Below are 18,141 nucleotides of genomic sequence, written 5' to 3' on the forward strand. Positions count from 1 at the left end.
CCCCACCACCTGAGGACAACCATGCGCGACGAAAACAAATCGGCCCACCTCGAGCAGCTGACCGCCAGGCTGCGCGACCGCACCGCGATCATCGGCATCATCGGACTGGGCTACGTCGGCCTGCCGCTTACCCTGCGCTATGCGGCGGTCGGTTTCAAGGTGCTGGGGATGGATATCGACGCGTCCAAGGTCGACAAACTCAACGCCGGCGCCAGCTACATCAAGCACATTCCGGATGCGGACATCGCGGCCGCCCGCGCCAAGGGTTTCGAGGCCACCACCGACTTCCGCCGCGCCGGCGAGCCGGACGCCCTGATCATCTGCGTGCCGACGCCGCTGAACCCCTACCGCGAGCCGGACCTGTCCTTCGTGCTCGACACCACCGACGAGCTGCTGCCCTTCATGCGGCCGGGCCAGGTGCTGTCGCTGGAGAGTACCACCTACCCCGGCACCACCGAGGAGGAGCTGCGCCCGCGGCTGGAATCGCGCGGCTTCACCATCGGCCGCGACGTCTTCCTGGTGTTCTCGCCGGAGCGCGAAGACCCGGGCAATCCGCACTTCGAAACGCGCACCATCCCCAAGGTCTGCGGCGGCAGCACCGCGTCCTGCCTGGAGGCCGGCCTGGCACTATACGGCCCGGCGATCGACCGCGTGGTGCCGGTCAGCTCGACCCGCGCGGCCGAGCTCACCAAGCTGCTCGAAAACATCCACCGCGCCGTCAACATCGGCCTGGTCAATGAAATGAAGATCATCGCCGACAAGATGGAGATCGACATCCACGAGGTGATCCGCGCCGCCGCCACCAAGCCCTTCGGCTTCACGCCCTACTACCCCGGCCCCGGACTGGGCGGCCACTGCATCCCGATCGACCCCTTCTACCTGACCTGGAAGGCGCGCCAGTACGGCCTGCATACCCGCTTCATCGAGCTGGCGGGCGAGATCAACAGCGATATGCCGCACTGGGTGGTCGGCAAGGTCGGCGATGCCCTCAACCGCCGCGGCCGCAGCGTGATGGGCAGCCGCGTGCTGGTGCTCGGCATCGCCTACAAGAAGGACGTCGAGGACATGCGCGAATCGCCCTCGGTCGAGCTGATGGAACTGCTGCGCGACAAGGGCGCCCACGTCGACTATTCCGACCCGCACGTGCCCAGCTTCCCGCGCATGCGCGAACACCGCTTCGAGCTGTCCAGCGTGGCGCTGACGCCGCAGGCGATCGCCTCTTATGACGTGGTGCTGCTGGCCACCGCGCACAGCGCCTTCGACTACGAGCTGATCCGCCAGTACGCCCGGCTGATCGTCGACACCCGCGGCGTGTTCCTCGAACGCCTGCCGAACGTCGTCAAGGCCTGAACGGAGCTCCCATGCGCCACTATCCCCCCGCCATCACCGATCGCAAGGTCCGCTTCGCCCTGGTCGGCTGCGGCCGCATCGCCAGGAACCACCTCGGCGCCCTGCGCCAGCACCTCGACCGCGCCGAGCTGGCCGGCGTGTGCGACATCGACCCGCGCGCGCTGGAAGCCGCCGCCGGCGAATCCGGCGCCGAGGCCTACGCCAGCCTCGACCAGATGCTGGCGCGCTGCGACGCCGACGCCTTCGTGATCGCCACGCCGTCCGGCCTGCATCCGGAGCAGGCCATCCAGATCGCGCGCGCCGGCCGCCACGTCATCACCGAAAAGCCGATGGCCACCCGCTGGGAAGACGGCAAGCGCATGGTCGCGGCGGCCGACGCCGCCGGCGTGCGCCTGTTCGTGGTCAAGCAGAACCGCCGCAACGCCACCTTGCAGCTGCTCAAGCGCGCAGTGGAGAAGAAGCGCTTCGGCCGCATCTACATGGTCAACCTCAACGTGTTCTGGACCCGGCCGCCGGAATACTATGCCAGCGCCAGGTGGCGCGGCACCTGGGAATTCGACGGCGGCGCCTTCATGAACCAGGCCAGCCACTATGTCGACCTGCTGGACTGGATCGTCGGCCCAATCGAAAGCCTGCAAGCCTATACCGCGACGCTGGCGCGCGACATCGAGGTCGAGGATACCGGCGTGCTCAGCCTGCGCTGGCGCAATGGCGCGCTCGGCTCGATGAACGTCACCATGCTGACCTACCCGCGCAACCTGGAGGGCTCGATCACCATCCTCGGCGAGCACGGCACCGTGCGCATCGGCGGCGTGGCCGTCAACGAAATCCAGCAATGGGAATTCGCCACGCCCGACCCGGACGACGACGCCGTGCACGCAGCCAGCTACCAGACCACCTCGGTCTACGGCTTCGGCCATCCGCTCTATTACGACAACGTGATCAAGGTGCTGCGCGGCGAAGCGGAGCCGGAAACCGACGGCCGCGAGGGACTCAAATCGCTCGAGGTACTGATCGCCGCCTACCAGTCCGCGCGTGACGGCAAACGGGTCGCGCTGCCGCTGGAGTACTGAAATGGCCGCCGTCATCCATCCTTCCGCCATCGTCGACGACGGCGCGCGGCTGGGCCATGGCACGCACGTCTGGCACTTCGCCCACGTGTGCGCCGGCGCCCGCATCGGCGCCGGGTGTTCGCTCGGGCAGAACGTCTTCGTCGGCAATGAGGTGCTGATCGGCGACCGCGTCAAGATCCAGAACAATGTCTCCGTGTACGACGCCGTCACGCTCGAGGACGAGGTGTTCTGCGGCCCCAGCATGGTGTTCACCAACGTCTACAACCCGCGCGCCGCGGTGGTACGCAAGGACGAATACCGGCGCACCCTGGTCCGGCGCGGCGCCACCATCGGCGCCAACGCCACCATCGTCTGCGGCGTCACCATCGGCGAGCACGCCTTCATTGCCGCCGGCGCGGTCGTCAAGCGTGATGTGCCGGCCCATGCGCTGATGGCCGGCGTGCCGGCGCGCCAGATCGGCTGGATCAGCCGCTTCGGCGAACGCCTGGCCCTGCCGCTGTCCGGCTCCGGCCTGGCCACCTGTCCCCATACCGGCGACAGCTACCTGCTCGAAGGCGGCGCCTGCCTGCTGCTGCCCGCCCTGACCGTCCACCCCTGAGCCCGACACCATGGAATTCATCGACCTCAAAGCGCAGTACCAGGCATCGCGCGAAGCGATCGGCCACCGCATCCAGTCCGTGCTCGACCACGGCCAATACATCATGGGGCCCGAGGTGGCCGAACTGGAGGAGCGCCTGGCCGACTATACCGGCGCGCGCCACTGCATCACGGTCGCCTCCGGCACCGAGGCGCTGCTGATCGCGCTGATGGCGCTCGGCGTCGAACCGGGCGACGAAGTGATCACCACGCCGTTCTCCTTCATCGCCACCGCCGAGGTCATCGTCCTGCTCGGCGCCACCCCGGTGTTCGCCGACATCGACCCGGCGACCTGCAATATCGATGCGGGCCAGATCGAAGCCCTGGTCACGCCGCGCACCCGCGCCATCATGCCGGTGTCGCTGTATGGCCAGCCGGCCGACATGGACGAGATCAACGCCATCGCGGCGCGCCACGGCCTGCCCGTGATCGAGGACGCCGCCCAGAGCTTCGGCGCCAACTACCACGGGCGCAAGAGCTGCAACCTGTCCACCATCGGCTGCACCAGCTTCTTCCCCAGCAAGCCGCTCGGCTGCTATGGCGACGGCGGCGCCCTGTTCACCAGCGACGACGTGCTGGCCCGGGCCGCGCGCGAGATCCGCGTGCACGGCCAGTCGCGCCGCTATGTGCACACCCGCCTTGGCGTGGGCGGCCGCATGGATACCCTCCAATGCGCCATCGTGCTGGCCAAGCTCGAGCGCTTCGAATGGGAGCTGGCACAGCGCCAGCGCGCCGGCGCCGCCTACGATGCCCTGCTGTCGGGCCGGGTGCGGCTGGTCGGGCGCCACCGCGACCGCAGCAGCGCCCTCGCGCAATACACGGTGGTGCTGGACGAGCGCGAACGGGTGCAGGCGACCCTGCATGCGCGCGGCATCCCCACCGCCGTGCACTACCCGGTGCCGATGCACCAGCAGCCGGCCTACGCCCGGCTGGCCGGCGGCCCGCCCTGCCCGGTGGCGGTCGAGATGGCGGCGAAAGTCATGAGCCTGCCGATGGGCCCCTACCTCGACGATGCCGGCGCGCGCCAGGTGGCCGAAGCGCTGCTGGCCGCCGCCGGCGGCTCCTTGCCGGCCGCCGCACAAGCGGCCCCGCTGCCCGGCGCAGCGCTGCCGGCTTCGCCATGAGCGACAGCCGGCCAACCTTCTGGAGACATGTGATCACGGTGCTGGGCGGCACGCTCGGCGCCCAGGCCCTGCCGCTCGCGGTCGCGCCGCTGATCACCCGCCTGTGTACGCCCAGCGAAATGGGCGCATTCAGCCTGTGGCTGGGCGTGGTATCGGTGTCGGCGGTCGCCGCCACGCTGCGCATGGAAACCGCGATGATCCTCGACCACGAGCCGGAACAGCAACGCACCTGCTTCCGGGTCGTGTTCTATACCGCCAGCGTGACGGCGCTGCTGGTCACGTCCGGCGCCATCGCCGCGCGGCTGGCCGGCGTGCACGCGCTGCTTCGGCTGAGCTGGCCCGAACTCTGCACGGTCGGCGTCGGCACCTGGCTCACCGCCGCGATGCAGACCACGCTCGCCTACGCCACCTCGCACGGCGCCTTCGGCAAGGCCGCCCGCGCCAAGATCTGGGGCGCCGCCACCATCGCGCTGGCCCAGCTGGTGCTCCTGTATCTCGGCGCCGGCGGCGCAGGGCTGCTGGCCGGGCAACTGGTCGGCCTGCTGGCCGGACTGCTGTCGGCGCGCCTGCAATTGCAGCCGCCGTCGGCGCCGTTCGGGCTGAAGCCGGATGCGCCGCAGCTTGCCTACCTGCAGCGCCACCAGGCCTTCTGGCGCTTCTCGCTGCCGTCCAACCTGCTCAACGCCCTGGTCAGCCAGCTGCCGCTGTTCCTGATCGGCCTGCGCCACGGCGCGGTCGCGGCCGGCCTGTACGCCCTCACCCAGCGCGTGCTGTACGCGCCGATCGCGCTGCTGGCGGCCTCGGTGCTGGAAGTGTTCAAGCGCCAGTCGGTGCAGGAATTCAACGCCGTCGGCAACTGCACCCATGCCTACCGCTACACCTTCAAGGTGCTGGTCCTGCTCGGGCTGGGCCCGTCGCTGGTGCTGTTCGCCTTTTCGCCCACCCTGTTCGGCTGGATCTTCGGCGACTCCTGGCGCGCCGCCGGCGAACTGGCGCAGATCCTGGCGCCCCTGTACTTCCTCAACTTCATCGCCAGCCCGCTCAGCTATGTGTTCTTCGTGTCGGGCCGCCAGAAGATCGACCTGGTGTGGCAGGTGGCGCTGTTCGCGATGACCCTGTCCACCTTCGGCGCGCCCGGCACCCTGCACCAGAACGTGCTGTGGTACACGATCGGCTACTCGCTGCTCTACCTGGTCTACCTGCACCTGTCCTGGCAATGCTCGCAGAACCGTGTGGTGCCCGCATGAACCCGCTCGCCTCGCGCCGCCGCTTCGAACAAACCGTCCTTGGGGCGGCCTTCTTCCTGCTGTTCCCCGGCTTCTTCTATTACCACACCCTGCTCGGCACCGGCATGATGGGTGCCGTTCTCGGCGGCTACTTCTCGCCGATATCGCTGCTGTTCGTGCTGCCGCTTGCCTTCATCTACCTGCGCCGGATGCGCCGCGATCCGCGCCAGCTGGGCTGGGTCGACCTGATGTTCGCGATGTACCTCGCCTACTTCGGCGCGGTGGTGGTGGTGCACGCGGCCACCGGCGCCAACCTGCTGATCGTCAGCGCTCATCTGCTGGAAATAATGTTCCTTGTGAACATCTATATCCTGTTCCTGTTCATCGACTTTGCCGACCCGGGCTTTCGCTTCCCCGCCCTGCTGGCTCTCGCGGCCATGAGCGCCATCGCCGTCATCTTCTCGGTCGACGGCGTGTTCTACCTCGGCGCGCTCGGCATCGCCAAGGATGGCGACAGCCTTGCCACCTACCAGGGCTTCGCGCGCTCCTACCTGATCACCTTCCTGCCGGTGGTCGCCTACACCCGTTCGCTGCCGCTGCGGCTGGCCCTGTATGTGGCCGGGGCCGTCACCCTGTTCCTGAACACCGCCCGCAGCGAATTCGCCGCGCTGCTGTTCGTGGCCCCCATCATCGAGTTCTACTATTCGCGCCACAAACTGTATTTCATCCTCGCCGTCATCCTTGCCGGCGCGCTGGCCCGTCTCTACTTCGACGCGTTGCTGGCCGCGCTGCCCGACAACCGCATCCTCGAGCTGCTCGACCTGTCCCAATCGACCTCGGCCAACAAACGCCACCACCTCACGCTCAACGCGCTGCAGACCATCCGCGCCCACCCGCTGGCCGGCGACTACGCCAGCTACCCGCCCGGCTATTACTCGCACAACATCCTGTCGGCCTGGGTCGACCTCGGCCTGTTCGGCTTCGTCTGGCTGTGCGCGCTGATGGTGCTGCCCGCGGTGCCGATGTTCATCCGCGAATTCTTCGCCTCGCGCCGCAGCGGCAACTTCATGCTGGGCTTTTCGCTGGCGGCCGTCACCGTGCTGTTGCTGCTGACCTCGCACTACTTCACCGACATGCTGATCGGCGCCACGCTCGGCGCCTACTCGAAGTACCTGTATGAGAGGAAATATGGCAAAGATCGCGCACCTCACCTCGGCCCATCCACGCCACGACACGCGGATCTTCATCAAGCAATGCCGCAGTTTGGCGGAACACGGCCATGAGGTCAGCCTGGTGGTGGCGGACGGCGCCGGCGCCGCCCGCGAACACGGGATCCGCATCGTCGACGTCGGGCGCCTGCCCGGGCGTGTCAAGCGCATGCTGCGCACCACGGCCCAGGTGCTGGCCGCCGCCCGCGCGCTGGAGGCCGACGTCTACCACCTGCACGACCCGGAGCTGATCCCCGCCGGGCTGCGCCTGAAGCGCCTGGGCCGCAACGTGGTGTTCGACGCCCACGAGGACGTCCCGGCCCAGTTGCTCGGCAAGCCCTACCTCGGCGACATGTCTGCCCGCATGCTGTCGCGTTCCTTCGGCGCCTACGAACGCTTCGCCTGCCGCCGCTTCGACGGCATCATCGCGGCCACGCCCTTCATCCGCGACAAATTCCTGCGCATTAACCCGGCCACGGTCGACGTCAACAATTTTCCGCTGCTGCGTGAATTCGACACGCCCGCAAGCTGGCCCGCCAAGCCCGCCGAAGTCTGTTACGTCGGCAACATCTCGGCCATCCGCGGCATTCGCGAACTGGTCCGCGCCTGTGCCCTGCTGCGCTCGCCGGCGCGGCTGGTGCTCGCCGGCGCCTTCTCGGAACCCGCGCTGGAAACTGAAGTGGCGACCTATCCCGGATGGCCCCGGGTCGACGCGCGCGGCCATCTCGACCGCACCGGGGTGCAGCAAGTCATGCAGCGCGCGATGGCCGGACTGGTCACCCTGCACCCGGTCCCCAACTACCTCGATGCGCTGCCGGTCAAGATGTTCGAGTACATGGCGGCCGGCATTCCCGTCATCGCCTCCAGCTTTCCGCTGTGGCGCGAGATCGTCGAAGGCAGCGGTTGCGGGATCTGCGTCGCCCCCGGCGATCCGCTGGCGATTGCCGCCGCGATCGACCATTTCGTCCTGCATCCCGACCTGGCGCGGCGCATGGGCGAAAACGGCCGCCGCGCCGTGGTCGAGAAATACAACTGGCAAGCCGAATCGCGCAAGCTGCTCGACTTTTACGCGCGGCTCAGTGCTGTCGATGCCACAGCCATCCGCAGTCCCGTCAAGGCTTAAGCCAGTTCAAAAGGCAGTCGAACGTGGCGTCGTATTGTTGATGAATTCGATGAGCTAATGCCATGGACAAGATCTTGCAGCAGTACAAGATGTTGATACAGCTGATGCGCTTGCCGGTTGCGCATCTGCAATTCCATGAGCACATCGATCCGGGCCAGATCCGCGCCACTTACCACCACTTCACCCGGCCCCATCCACGCTACAAAATCATCCGCCACAAAACCATCGGCGCGGCACTCATCGACCTGGAATCGCTGTCTTCGCCGCAGCAATATCTCGATCAAATCAAAGGCAAGAACGGTGGCGCCTGGCACGCCAAACGCGCGCGCTCGCGCGGCTACCGCGTCATGGAAATCGACCGCAACCGCTACGTGGACGACATCCACGCCATCAACACCGCGCTCGAACAACGCCAGGGCCGGCCGATGGACCGCGCCTATCGCGACAAGCAAAGCAGCTTCGAAACCCTGGCGCATTTCCGCTATTTCGGCATGTTCAATGCCGATGGCAAGCTGGTCGGCTACGCCAATCTCGGCCGCTTCGGCAATTTCGGTGGCTTCGCGCAACTCATCGGCCTGCGCAATAACGACGGCTTCATGCACCTGCTCGTGGTCGACATCGTCTCCCAGCTCATCGAGCAACGCGAAGTCCGTTACCTCATGTACGACACCTTCTTCGGCGCCCATCCGGGGATGCAGACGTTCAAGAAAATCCTCGGTTTCCGGCCCTATCGCGCGAAATACAGCCTCCAATGAAGATCATTTTCAACCGGCTCTATGCCGACTACCTGATGCCGTCCCGCTTGGGCGAATACGAAGCCATCCTGCGCCAGGCGCGCGACCTCGGCTATGCCCAGCTCGCCGTGCGCGATTTCTATCGTTCGCGCGACAGGTCGCCGCCGGGCCGCGTGCTGGTGCACCGGCACGACATCGACAGCGACCTGCGCACGGCCAGGAAGCTGTTCGCACTGGAGAGCCGGCATGGCGTGCGGGCCACCTATTACTTCCGCCTTTGCACCCTGGACATCGGCTTCATGCGCGAGATCGAGGCAGCCGGCAGTGAAGCGAGCTACCACTACGAAGAAGTCGCCACCTTCGCCAAGCAATGGCGGATCCGCACACCGGACACCCTGCGCGCGCGCTTCCCCGAGATCCGCCAGCAGTTCGCGCGCAATTTCGACAGCATCGCCGAACGCCTCGGCTGTCCATTGGCAACCGTCGCCAGCCACGGCGATTTCGCCAACCGCAAGCTCAATGTGATCAACCACGAGCTGCTGAACGACACCGCCCTGCGTCAACAGTGCGGCATCGAATGCGAAGCCTACGATGACGCGCTGCTGCGCCATATCGATATCTACATCAGCGACCGCAAGCACCCGGTCTACTACCGGCCCGCCTCGCCTTTCGATGCGCTCGGCCGCGACCGCGCGATCCTGTTCCTGACCCACCCGGTGCAGTGGGAAACCAACTGGATCGACAACACGCGCTGCAACGCGCGCCGCATCATCGAGGAGCTGGCATGGCGCACCTCAGCATCCTGCTGATCAACCACTACGCGGGCTCGCTCCGGCACGGCATGGAGTACCGGCCCTACTATCTCGCCCGCGAATGGGTGCGGCAAGGCCACAAGGTCCGCATCGTCGCCGCGAACCGCTCGCATATCCGCGCCACCGCGCCGCAACTTCAGGGTCGCGACCGGCTCGACGAGACCATCGACGGCATCGATTACACCTGGTTCAGCACCCCTCGGTATCGCGGCAACGGCATCGCCCGGGTGCGCAATATGGCCAGTTTCCTCTGGCACCTGCTGCGCGAGCGGCGCCGCCTGGCCGCCGAGGTCAAGCCGGACATCGTCATCGCATCCAGCACCTATCCACTCGACATCTGGCCGGCCTTTCTGATGGCCCGCCTGGCCCGCGCCAGGCTGGTGTTCGAACTGCACGACCTGTGGCCCTTGTCGCCGATCGAACTGGGTGGCTTCTCGCGCTGGCACCCGTTCATGCTGTTGCTGCAAGCGGCCGAGAACTTCGCCTGCCGCCGGGCCAACGCCATCGTCTCGATCCTGCCGAAGGTGCGCGCCCATCTGGAATCGCACGGCATGGCGCCGCACAAGCTCCACATCATTCCGAACGGCGCAGATCCGGCCGAATGGTTTGCTGCCGCGGAACTGCCGTCCGATCTTGCGCACCTCTTCGGGACGCTGCGGGCCCGGAACCGCTTCATCGTCGGCTACGCGGGCACCCACGGTCTCGCCAACGCACTGGGCACGCTGCTGGAAGCGGCGCAACTGCTGCGCGGCCAGCCTGTCGACTTCGTCCTCGCCGGCACCGGCCCGGAGAAACCGGCGCTGCAGCAGCAAGCGGCCCGCCTTGGCCTCGACAACGTCCATTTCCTTGATCCGGTGGACAAGCACCAGGTGCCGGCCCTGCTGGCGCGCTTCGACCTCGCCTACATCGGCTGGCGACACCAGCCCCTGTACCGCTTCGGCATCGCCCCCAACAAGCTGATCGATTACATGATGGCCGCGCGCCCCATCCTGCATGCGGTCGACGCCGGCAACGACCCGGTGGCCGCTGCCGGCTGCGGCCTGACCGTGGCGCCGGAGAATCCGCAAGCGATCGCCGACGGCGTCCTGGCAATGCGCGCACTCGGCCGGGCTCGCCTTGATGAACTCGGCCAGCGCGGCCACGCCTTCGCCCTCGCCAACCACAGCTACCCCGTCCTCGGACAACGATTCTTGACCGCATGCGCAGGAGACCACCATGGCTGACCATACGCCGATCCAAGCTGCTTCGCCCGCCTTCCTGCCGTTTGCGCTGCCCGACATCGGCGAGGAAGAAATAGCCGCCGTGGTCGCCTGCCTGCGTTCCGGCTGGGTCACCACCGGTCCCGCAACCAGACAATTCGAGCAGGAGTTCCGCGCCTACCTCGACGCCGAGGTGGAGACCATTTCCGTCAATTCCGCCACCGCCGGCCTGCACCTCGCGCTGGAATGCCTGCGCGTCGGCCCCGGCGACGAGGTCATCGTGCCCACGATGACTTTTACCGCCACCGCCGAAGTGGTGCGCTATCTCGGCGCCACGCCCGTTTTCGTCGACGTCGACCCGGATACCCTGACCCTGTCGCCACAGGCGGTCGAGGAAGCCATCACGCCGCGCACGCGCGCCATCGTGCCGGTGCATTACGCCGGCATGGCCTGCGACATGGACGCCCTGCTCGAACTGGCGCGCGCGCACCGCCTGCGCGTGGTCGAGGACGCCGCCCACGCCTTCCCTACGCGCTACCGCGGGCAACTGGTCGGCACGCTCGGCAGCGAGGTCACCGTCTTCAGTTTCTACGCCAACAAGACCATGACCACCGGCGAAGGCGGCATGATCGTCACCCGCGATCCGGAACTGGCCCGCCGCATCCGCCTGATGCGGCTGCACGGCATCAGCCAGGATGCGTTCAACCGCTACGTCTCGCGCACGCCGGCCTGGTTCTATGAAGTGGTCGCCGCCGGCTTCAAGTACAACCTGACCGACATCGCGTCGGCCATCGGCATCGAGCAGCTGCGCAAGATCGATCGCTTCCTCGCCCGCCGCGAACAACTGGCACGCCATTACGACGAGGCACTGGCCGGCCTGCCCCTGCAGCTGCCGCCGCGGCCCGGCGCCGGCAGCAGCCACGCCTGGCACCTGTATGTGGTGCGGCTGCAGCCCGGCGCCCCTTTGACGCGCGACGAGCTCATCAACGAACTGGCGCGCCGCGGCATCGGCACCAGCGTCCACTTCATTCCCCTGCACCGGCAACCGTACTGGCGCGACACCTACGCACTCGGCCAGGCCCAATTTCCATCGGCGGAAGCCAGCTACCGCCGCATGCTCACCCTCCCGCTGTACACGCGCATGAGCGACGCCGACCAGCAACGCGTCATCGCGGCCCTGCACGAGTTGCTGCGATGAGCAAGCGCCTGTTCGACCTGGTAGCCGCGGCGCTGGGCCTGATCGTACTGGCGCCCTTGTTCCTGGCGATCGCCGCCTGGGTAAAACTCGACTCGCGCGGCCCCGTGTTCTACCGCCAGCAACGCGTCGGCCGCGGTGGCACGCTGTTCAGCATCGTCAAGTTCCGCACCATGTTCCAGCGCCCGGCTGACGCGCGCGAGCTGACGGTGGGCCGCGACCCGCGCATCACCCGCGCCGGCCACTTCCTGCGCCATTACAAGCTCGACGAACTGCCGCAGTTGCTCAACGTCCTGCACGGGACGATGAGCCTGGTCGGCCCGCGGCCGGAGGTGCCGCGCTACGTGGCTTGCTACCCTCCGGAAGTCCGCGCGCTGGTCCTTTCGGTCGCGCCCGGCATCACGGACTGGGCGTCGATCCTCTACAAGGAAGAAAATTCGATCCTCGGCCGGGCGACCGATCCGGAGCGGGTCTACATCGAGACCATACTCCCGACCAAGCTCGACTACTACGTTCGCTACGTCCGCGAACGCAGCTTGTGGCTCGACTTGCGCATCATCTGGCGCACGCTCGCCGCCCTCGCCCGCGCAGGCTGACCGTGAGCGGGCTGGCGATGCTGCATCTTGGCGATATCACCCTGACGCTGCCGGTCGCGGCTGCCCTGGCGGCGTGGCTGCTGGCATGCCGGGCCTGGCGCGGCGCACTGTGCTGGGGCCTCCTCTACGCGATGGCGATCACCCTGGTGGGCGCAAGCAAGATTGCCTTCCTTGGCTGGGGCACCGGCATCCCGGCGCTCGAATTCAAGGCGATCAGCGGCCACGCGACCGGTGCGACCGCCGTGTTCCCGATTGTGTTCTTCCTGCTAGTACGTGAACACGGCCCGGTGCTGCGCCGCGCCGCCGTGGCCGCGGGCCTCGTGCTGGGAGCACTCGTCGCGATCATGCTCGTGGCCGGCGGCCACCACACGGCATCGGAAGTGGCCGCGGGCTGGGCGACCGGCGCGGCCGTCAGCCTGGCGGCGATCCGCTGCACGGCGGCCTGGCCACCCGGCCAGCCAACGTTCGCCATTTTTTGCGCGGCCTGCGCCTTTGCCGGCGCCACCTTGCTGATCAAATCGGCGCCGCTCGGCTACTGGATGGCACGGGCCGCGCTTGCCTTGTCCGGCAGCGAGCGTCTCCACTCCTGGTACATCCACGGTTGAACCACATAAGGAAAACCACATGAAGCGTCCGACGATCAAATGGCAGGCGCAAAGCCAGCTCAGCGAAGACTCCATCCACTCCTTGCTGATCGCGCTGCTGCGCGGCATGGCGGCACTGCAGGTCGCGGCAGCGCATCTACGCGCCGAAGTGTTCCCGAGCTTGCGTGCGATCGAGCATCCACCTTTGTATTACCAAGGGCTGGCGTTTGCCACCGGATTTGCGCACCAGGCGGTGGTCGTGTTCTTCCTTGTCAGTGGCTGGCTGGTCGGTGGCAGCCTCCTGAACAAGTTGGGAGAGCCGCGCGCCTTCGCGGCTTATGCCATCGACCGGGTGACCCGCTTGTGGACGGTCCTGGTGCCGACCATGCTGATCATGCTTATCGTTGCGTCCACGACCGGCGGCATCGCCCAATCGCAGGCGCATTCCGCCGATCCCTATTCCATGCTGGGTTTCGCCGGCAACCTGTTCGGTCTCCAGACGATCTTCGTCGAAAACTTCGGCGGCAATTATGCGCTGTGGAGCCTCGCGAATGAAACCTGGTATTACGTGGCGTTTCCCTTACTGCTCTTGGGCTTGCCCGGATCCGGAAGGATGAGCCAGGCGGGTGGCGTGATCGGGCTGGTCGTGCTCGCCAGCCTGTTGCCGTGGGCGATTATCCTGTATTTCTCGCTGTGGCTGCTGGGGGCAGCCTTCGCCCGGATCCGCATCGATTGCGGAACGGGCACGCGGCTAGTCCTCGTCTTCCTTTGTGCGGTCCTGTCGGTCTACTACCGCATCTTCGGCAGCAACGACGACCTGCTGCCGGCCTCGTTCATGCAGGACCTGATCTGCAGCTTGCCCTTCCTGCTGCTCCTCTCCTCGCTGCAAATCAAGATAGCGCCGGAGGCGCGGCTCTTGCACAAGCTGGGCCGGGTCGCCAAGTTTTTCTCTGAATTTTCGTTCACGCTGTACGTCTTCCACGTTCCGGTCATCGGCCTGCTGCGCCATGTGGGCCGGACCGCATTCGGCCGCGACCAGCTGGCCCCGGATCGCCCGCTCGATTACCTCGTGTACCTGGCAATGCTCACGATCATCCTCGCCATGGCCTACGCGTCTTACCGCGTGTTCGAGTCGAACACCTATCTGGTACGGGCCAAGCTCAAAGCGCTGCTCCTGCGGGCGCCCGCGCCGTCTTCACAACAAGTGTTGGCGAGACCAGGACTGGGCGACCGCGGGGGACGTTAGCGTTGCAGTGCCCAAGCTGCTTCGCGGATCCAACACGCCCAGGGTGCCGCGCGCAAACGGAGGTGTAAGCTGGGGCCGCACCGCCATCGACGGGTGGCGCGCGGCCCGACCGTGGTTCCATGAAGCACCGCCGGCCTTGCTGAATCCAGCGTTGAGCAGCACGTCATTTCCGCGAAAGCGGGAATCCCATTTCTGCGCGAGACACTACGGTTAGCTCTCGTGGAGCGCGTAGAAAGCATGGTTCCCGCTTTCGCGGGAAGTCGGTTCCGGCAGTGCCGGGCACGACGTTCGCACTTTGAATGATGGCCGCACTTGAAACGACGTGCAGGCTTAAGACGACGTGCGAACTTGGGGCACAAAGCGTCGAATAAATGGCTTGCAGGTTTCCGAGTCGTGAAGTTCCATGCGGCACGCTGCGCAAAGCGGCTGGAAACCGCTCGTCACCATCAGCCAACCGCGTACCCGATCTGGGCCGGCGAACCATATTTGTATTGGCCGCCGTTCGCCCCCAAGCGCAGCGGCATATCGTTGAACAACACGCCCTGCGGCGAAATGCCTGCGTGATTGAGGCGCTTGATCGACTCGTTGATCTGATTCTCCGTTGTGACACCGGAGCGTGCGACGATGAACACGGCCCCGGCATGCGCGCCGATGATCAGCGCATCGGCAACCGCCAGCAAGGGAGGAGGATCGAGCAGGATCAGGTCATAGTGGGGCCGCACCGCCTCCAGCAGGCTGCCAAAATTCAGGTGCAGCAGGAATTCGGCACGGTTCGGCGGCAGTTCGCCGGTCGGGATGAAGTCCAGGTTTTCCAGCACCCCGTGATGGATGATCTCCTCCACCGGCAGCGCGCCGATGATCGAACGCGACAGCCCGCGCTCGCGGCTGACGCCGAAGTAGCGGTGCAAATGCCCGTTGCGCAAGTCGGCATCCACCAGCAGCACGCGCTTGCCGCTGGCGGCCATTACCGCCGCGAAGTTGGCCGACATGAAGGACTTGCCGATCGCGCGCGTCGGCCCGGTCAGCATCACGATGTTGTTCTTAAAGTGCGGCATCGAAAACTGCAGCGCCGCCCGGAAGCTGCGCAAGGCCTCCACTGCCTCGTCCTCCGGCATCAGCTGGGCCAGCAAGGGCAGCAGGCCTCCCTCGCCTCTCGCCTTGCGCAACAGCTTGTCCTGGTTGCTGCTGTGCGGAATGGTGGCGTACACCACGCGCGCGTGCAGCATGCGCTCGATCTTCTGCGGATCGTCGATGCCGCCCTTGATCGCCTTTCGCGTGAACGCCAGCAAGGTACCGAGGAACAAGCCGGTAATGATGGCCAGCGCCACGATCAGCGGCCGGTTCGGTTTGATCGGCTTTTCCGGCGCGATCGGCGCGTCGATCATCCGCACATTGCTCACCCGGCCTACCGAGATCAGCCGCAGCTGCTGCGCCGTGTTCGACAGCGCTGTGTACAGGTCGGTGTTGACCTTGATGTCGCGCGTCAGCCGCGCCTCATCCTGCTCAAGCACTGGCAAGTCCTTGATGCGGGCTGCGATCGCCGAGATCTCGCCATCCACATCCTTGAGCGAGCGGTTCATTGCCACCAGCACCGGGTGGTCCTCCGTAAACCGCGCCAGCAGCTCGGTCTTCTTCTGGATCAGGTCCATCCGCTTGGCACGCGCCGCCGCCGCCTGCTCCAGGCTCATCTTCGCTTCTTCCTGCAAGTCCACGGTGCCGTGCGCGTTGCGGAACTGGTTGTAGCGGTCCTCGGACTGCTCCAACTGGCGCTTAAGGATCGGCAATTGCTGGTTAAGGAAAGCCAGCGACTTCTCCGCCTCCTCCGTCTTGCGCGCCAGGTTCTGGCGCATATACTCGCGGCCCACCTCGGACAGCAGGCTGTGAATGCGCTTGGCATTCTCGCCCTGCAGTTTGACCTCGATGACGCCCGACTGCTTGCCCTGTTCCGTGATCACCAGTGCCAGCTGGATCGCCTGGATGGTGCCGAGCCGCGACATGCGCTTCAGGCGGAATTGCGCGCCCGGCTTCGCGTACATCCGGTCCACCTTGATTTCGAGGACACCGTCCGGCGTCGGCACCCGGTAGCGCTGCCCCACGGATCCCGCGAACACGAGCCGTTGCCCGCCGCCAGAGAAACGGTAGCGTTCATTGGCCTCCGCGGTCAACACGAATTCCCGGTTCAGCCACGCGTCCGGCACGTCGAATACCGACACCTCGGCGCGCTCGCCGCCCCACACATAGCCGCCATAGCCGAACAGCCCCGGCTCGGACAAGGTTCCGCTGTTCTGGTTGGCGAACCAGAAGCCGGCCACCGGGAAGTACTTCGGTTCGGCTTCGATATACAGCTGCAGATTGTCCACCGCGCGCGACACCACCATACGCGAACGCAGCAGCTCCATTTCCGCGATCGCCGCCTTCTTGGTTTCGAACAGCGACGACGCTTCCGACAGAATATTCTTCGAGGCGTTCGGGCTTTCCTCCTCGACGTGGATCATCAGGTTGTCTTCGTAGACCGGCTTGGCCACCAGCGCATACAGCACCGCCACCAAGGTGATCAGCGCGGTGATGCCGCCGATCAGCCAGCGGCTGTCGTAGAAGGTGTTGAAGTAGCCCTTCAGGTCGACCGCGGGCTCGTCCGCGGCCCGCTCGTAGGGATAATGGTTGGCCGGAACCGACAAGATCGGCGGACTGTGGGCGACATGCGTCAGCTGGTGGTGTTCGCCGGGGGTGGTCATGCTCGCCTCCTTCCGTTCAGGGCCGCGTGGTTACGCCGACCGCCGAGGTGAGCGCGCCCGGGAACAGCAGGCTCAGGTTGCGGTTCCAGTTGGCCAGCGGCGAGGCGGCGACGTACACGACGTCTTTTGGCCGCAGCTCGAATTCCTCTGCCATGGCAATCGACCCGGTCTCGCGCGCGTCCAGCTGGAACACCCGCGTTGCGCCCTCGGGCGTCTTGCGCACCACGTAGATCTGGCGCGCATCCCCCGATAAGGGACTGACCCCGCCGCTTTCGCCCAGCGCCTCGTTCAGCGTCAGCCGGCCATCGTGCATGGTCAGCGACTTCGGCGTGATCACCTCGCCCGAGACGAACACCTTGCTCTCGTCGCGCGAATGCACGCGCACCAGGTCGCCCGGCGCAAGCATCACCGTATTCGGATCGATGCCCTTCTGCACCAGCTCGCGCAGGTTGATGTCGTAGTGCTTCTTGTCGCGCTCGATGGCGATGCGGCTCTGGTCCGCTGTCGGCAACAGCCCCCCGGCGCGGTTGAGGGCTTCCGTCAGCGACATGGGAATGTCATTGATGGCCTGCAGCCCCGGCGACTTGACCTCGCCGTCAATGTACACCCGCTTGCTGCGGTAGGACTGCACGCGCAAGGTGACGTTGGGATTGGCGATGTACTTGGCCAGCTTTTGCGAAAGCAGCGCGCGCGCCTGTTCCTCGGTCAGGCCCTGCACCGGCAACAGCCCGGCAAACGGGAACTGGATGCGGCCCATGTGGTCGACGACGAAACCGGGCGGTGTCGCATTGGCGGCGACACTGGCGGCCAGTGTGCCCGCATCCGCCGCGGCGGCCGCCGCCGGCATGCCCGCGCCGGCCAGTTCGGGGTGGTCCCAGACGACGATCGACAGCACGTCGCCCGCGCCGATCGCGTACGGCGCCGGATTTTTCACGATGAGCGAGGAAATGTCCTGGTGCCGCTGCAAGGCGGCCTGCTGCTTCTGCACCTGGATCAACTGCTCGGTGATCATTTCCGTCGGCGGGGCCGGTTCGCCCGCCCCTTGCCTGCTCGCGCTCGACTGGAATGGCAGGCCGGACGCGCACCCTGCCAGCACCACGACAGCCAACGCAGCCGCGCCGCGTACTCGAGAAATTACTGTGGGAAATCTCATGATTTCGCCCCGCGAGGTAAGGCCTGCTTCAGGCAATCATGAGTCAGCGTAAGGCGTCCTTATGGCTGGGCTTTGGCGCACATCAAACGCCGACCTCAGGTCACAAGGGCTTAAACAGTTCGCACGCGAAAGGCGGGCACATCCGTT

16 protein-coding genes are annotated in these 18,141 nt (G+C 66.2%); 14 read left to right on the plus strand and 2 right to left on the minus strand.

Annotated elements, in window-relative coordinates; translation table 11 throughout:
* Positions 1-21 precede the first annotated feature (21 nt).
* The 14 genes from NX778_RS18245 to NX778_RS18310 all read left to right on the plus strand — a co-directional run bounded on the left by NX778_RS18245 (position 22) and on the right by NX778_RS18310 (position 14,106).
* On the plus strand, positions 22-1,350 hold the full coding sequence (locus NX778_RS18245) for a nucleotide sugar dehydrogenase (protein ID WP_258813211.1): 1,329 nt from the start codon (positions 22-24) through the stop codon (positions 1,348-1,350).
* 11 nt (positions 1,351-1,361) lie between these two features.
* Positions 1,362-2,423, plus strand: coding sequence for a Gfo/Idh/MocA family protein (locus tag NX778_RS18250; protein WP_258813212.1), 1,062 nt, complete (start codon positions 1,362-1,364; stop codon positions 2,421-2,423).
* 1 nt (position 2,424) lies between these two features.
* The gene (locus tag NX778_RS18255; RefSeq protein ID WP_258813213.1) at positions 2,425-3,021 is read left to right on the plus strand and encodes an acyltransferase; all 597 of its coding nucleotides are present in this window, start codon (positions 2,425-2,427) and stop codon (positions 3,019-3,021) included.
* 10 nt (positions 3,022-3,031) lie between these two features.
* The gene (locus NX778_RS18260) at positions 3,032-4,183 is read left to right on the plus strand and encodes a DegT/DnrJ/EryC1/StrS family aminotransferase (protein ID WP_258813214.1); all 1,152 of its coding nucleotides are present in this window, start codon (positions 3,032-3,034) and stop codon (positions 4,181-4,183) included.
* Positions 4,180-5,430 carry a lipopolysaccharide biosynthesis protein gene (locus tag NX778_RS18265; RefSeq protein ID WP_258813215.1) on the plus strand — a complete coding sequence of 417 codons (1,251 nt, stop codon included), beginning with the start codon at positions 4,180-4,182 and terminating at the stop codon, positions 5,428-5,430. Before NX778_RS18260 ends, NX778_RS18265 begins: the two co-directional genes overlap by 4 nt.
* Entirely contained in the window at positions 5,427-6,692 is a 1,266-nt protein-coding gene (locus NX778_RS18270) for a hypothetical protein (protein WP_258813216.1), read from the plus strand. Before NX778_RS18265 ends, NX778_RS18270 begins: the two co-directional genes overlap by 4 nt.
* Positions 6,598-7,740, plus strand: a complete 1,143-nt coding sequence (locus NX778_RS18275; protein ID WP_258813217.1) for a glycosyltransferase family 4 protein — start codon at positions 6,598-6,600, stop codon at positions 7,738-7,740. The genes NX778_RS18270 and NX778_RS18275 overlap by 95 nt, the downstream gene beginning before the upstream one ends.
* 62 nt (positions 7,741-7,802) lie before the next feature.
* Positions 7,803-8,495, plus strand: coding sequence for a hypothetical protein (locus tag NX778_RS18280; RefSeq protein ID WP_258813218.1), 693 nt, complete (start codon positions 7,803-7,805; stop codon positions 8,493-8,495).
* A complete protein-coding gene (locus NX778_RS18285; protein WP_258813219.1) occupies positions 8,492-9,283 on the plus strand; it encodes a polysaccharide deacetylase family protein in 792 nt (263 codons plus the stop codon). Before NX778_RS18280 ends, NX778_RS18285 begins: the two co-directional genes overlap by 4 nt.
* The gene (locus NX778_RS18290) at positions 9,259-10,509 is read left to right on the plus strand and encodes a glycosyltransferase family 4 protein (protein ID WP_258813220.1); all 1,251 of its coding nucleotides are present in this window, start codon (positions 9,259-9,261) and stop codon (positions 10,507-10,509) included. Before NX778_RS18285 ends, NX778_RS18290 begins: the two co-directional genes overlap by 25 nt.
* Positions 10,502-11,683: a DegT/DnrJ/EryC1/StrS family aminotransferase gene (locus NX778_RS18295; protein ID WP_258813221.1), complete on the plus strand. Its 1,182-nt coding sequence runs from the start codon at positions 10,502-10,504 to the stop codon at positions 11,681-11,683. The genes NX778_RS18290 and NX778_RS18295 overlap by 8 nt, the downstream gene beginning before the upstream one ends.
* Positions 11,680-12,276, plus strand: a complete 597-nt coding sequence (locus tag NX778_RS18300) for a sugar transferase (RefSeq protein WP_258813222.1) — start codon at positions 11,680-11,682, stop codon at positions 12,274-12,276. The genes NX778_RS18295 and NX778_RS18300 overlap by 4 nt, the downstream gene beginning before the upstream one ends.
* A 17-nt stretch (positions 12,277-12,293) precedes the next feature.
* Positions 12,294-12,881: a phosphatase PAP2 family protein gene (locus NX778_RS18305; protein WP_258813223.1), complete on the plus strand. Its 588-nt coding sequence runs from the start codon at positions 12,294-12,296 to the stop codon at positions 12,879-12,881.
* Between the two features lie 19 nt (positions 12,882-12,900).
* Positions 12,901-14,106: an acyltransferase family protein gene (locus tag NX778_RS18310; RefSeq protein WP_258813224.1), complete on the plus strand. Its 1,206-nt coding sequence runs from the start codon at positions 12,901-12,903 to the stop codon at positions 14,104-14,106.
* Between the two features lie 446 nt (positions 14,107-14,552).
* On the opposite strand, the gene NX778_RS18315 is transcribed toward NX778_RS18310, so the two are convergent.
* Entirely contained in the window at positions 14,553-16,841 is a 2,289-nt protein-coding gene (locus NX778_RS18315) for a polysaccharide biosynthesis tyrosine autokinase (protein ID WP_258813225.1), read from the minus strand.
* A gap of 16 nt (positions 16,842-16,857) precedes the next feature.
* Positions 16,858-17,994 carry a polysaccharide biosynthesis/export family protein gene (locus NX778_RS18320; RefSeq protein WP_258813226.1) on the minus strand — a complete coding sequence of 379 codons (1,137 nt, stop codon included), beginning with the start codon at positions 17,992-17,994 and terminating at the stop codon, positions 16,858-16,860.
* Between the last annotated feature and the right edge of the window lie 147 nt (positions 17,995-18,141).

It is taken from the genome of Massilia terrae (assembly GCF_024753145.1).
In the GTDB taxonomy this organism is placed as follows: domain Bacteria; phylum Pseudomonadota; class Gammaproteobacteria; order Burkholderiales; family Burkholderiaceae_D; genus Telluria; species Telluria terrae.

Coding starts and splice junctions, on each gene's coding strand:
- NX778_RS18245 (WP_258813211.1), top strand. CDS start 22: ATGCGCGACGAAAACAAATCGGCCCACCTCGAGCAGCTGACCGCCAGG.
- NX778_RS18250 (WP_258813212.1), top strand. CDS start 1,362: ATGCGCCACTATCCCCCCGCCATCACCGATCGCAAGGTCCGCTTCGCC.
- NX778_RS18255 (WP_258813213.1), top strand. CDS start 2,425: ATGGCCGCCGTCATCCATCCTTCCGCCATCGTCGACGACGGCGCGCGG.
- NX778_RS18260 (WP_258813214.1), top strand. CDS start 3,032: ATGGAATTCATCGACCTCAAAGCGCAGTACCAGGCATCGCGCGAAGCG.
- NX778_RS18265 (WP_258813215.1), top strand. CDS start 4,180: ATGAGCGACAGCCGGCCAACCTTCTGGAGACATGTGATCACGGTGCTG.
- NX778_RS18270 (WP_258813216.1), top strand. CDS start 5,427: ATGAACCCGCTCGCCTCGCGCCGCCGCTTCGAACAAACCGTCCTTGGG.
- NX778_RS18275 (WP_258813217.1), top strand. CDS start 6,598: ATGGCAAAGATCGCGCACCTCACCTCGGCCCATCCACGCCACGACACG.
- NX778_RS18280 (WP_258813218.1), top strand. CDS start 7,803: ATGGACAAGATCTTGCAGCAGTACAAGATGTTGATACAGCTGATGCGC.
- NX778_RS18285 (WP_258813219.1), top strand. CDS start 8,492: ATGAAGATCATTTTCAACCGGCTCTATGCCGACTACCTGATGCCGTCC.
- NX778_RS18290 (WP_258813220.1), top strand. CDS start 9,259: ATGGCGCACCTCAGCATCCTGCTGATCAACCACTACGCGGGCTCGCTC.
- NX778_RS18295 (WP_258813221.1), top strand. CDS start 10,502: ATGGCTGACCATACGCCGATCCAAGCTGCTTCGCCCGCCTTCCTGCCG.
- NX778_RS18300 (WP_258813222.1), top strand. CDS start 11,680: ATGAGCAAGCGCCTGTTCGACCTGGTAGCCGCGGCGCTGGGCCTGATC.
- NX778_RS18305 (WP_258813223.1), top strand. CDS start 12,294: ATGCTGCATCTTGGCGATATCACCCTGACGCTGCCGGTCGCGGCTGCC.
- NX778_RS18310 (WP_258813224.1), top strand. CDS start 12,901: ATGAAGCGTCCGACGATCAAATGGCAGGCGCAAAGCCAGCTCAGCGAA.
- NX778_RS18315 (WP_258813225.1), bottom strand. CDS start 16,841: ATGACCACCCCCGGCGAACACCACCAGCTGACGCATGTCGCCCACAGT.
- NX778_RS18320 (WP_258813226.1), bottom strand. CDS start 17,994: ATGAGATTTCCCACAGTAATTTCTCGAGTACGCGGCGCGGCTGCGTTG.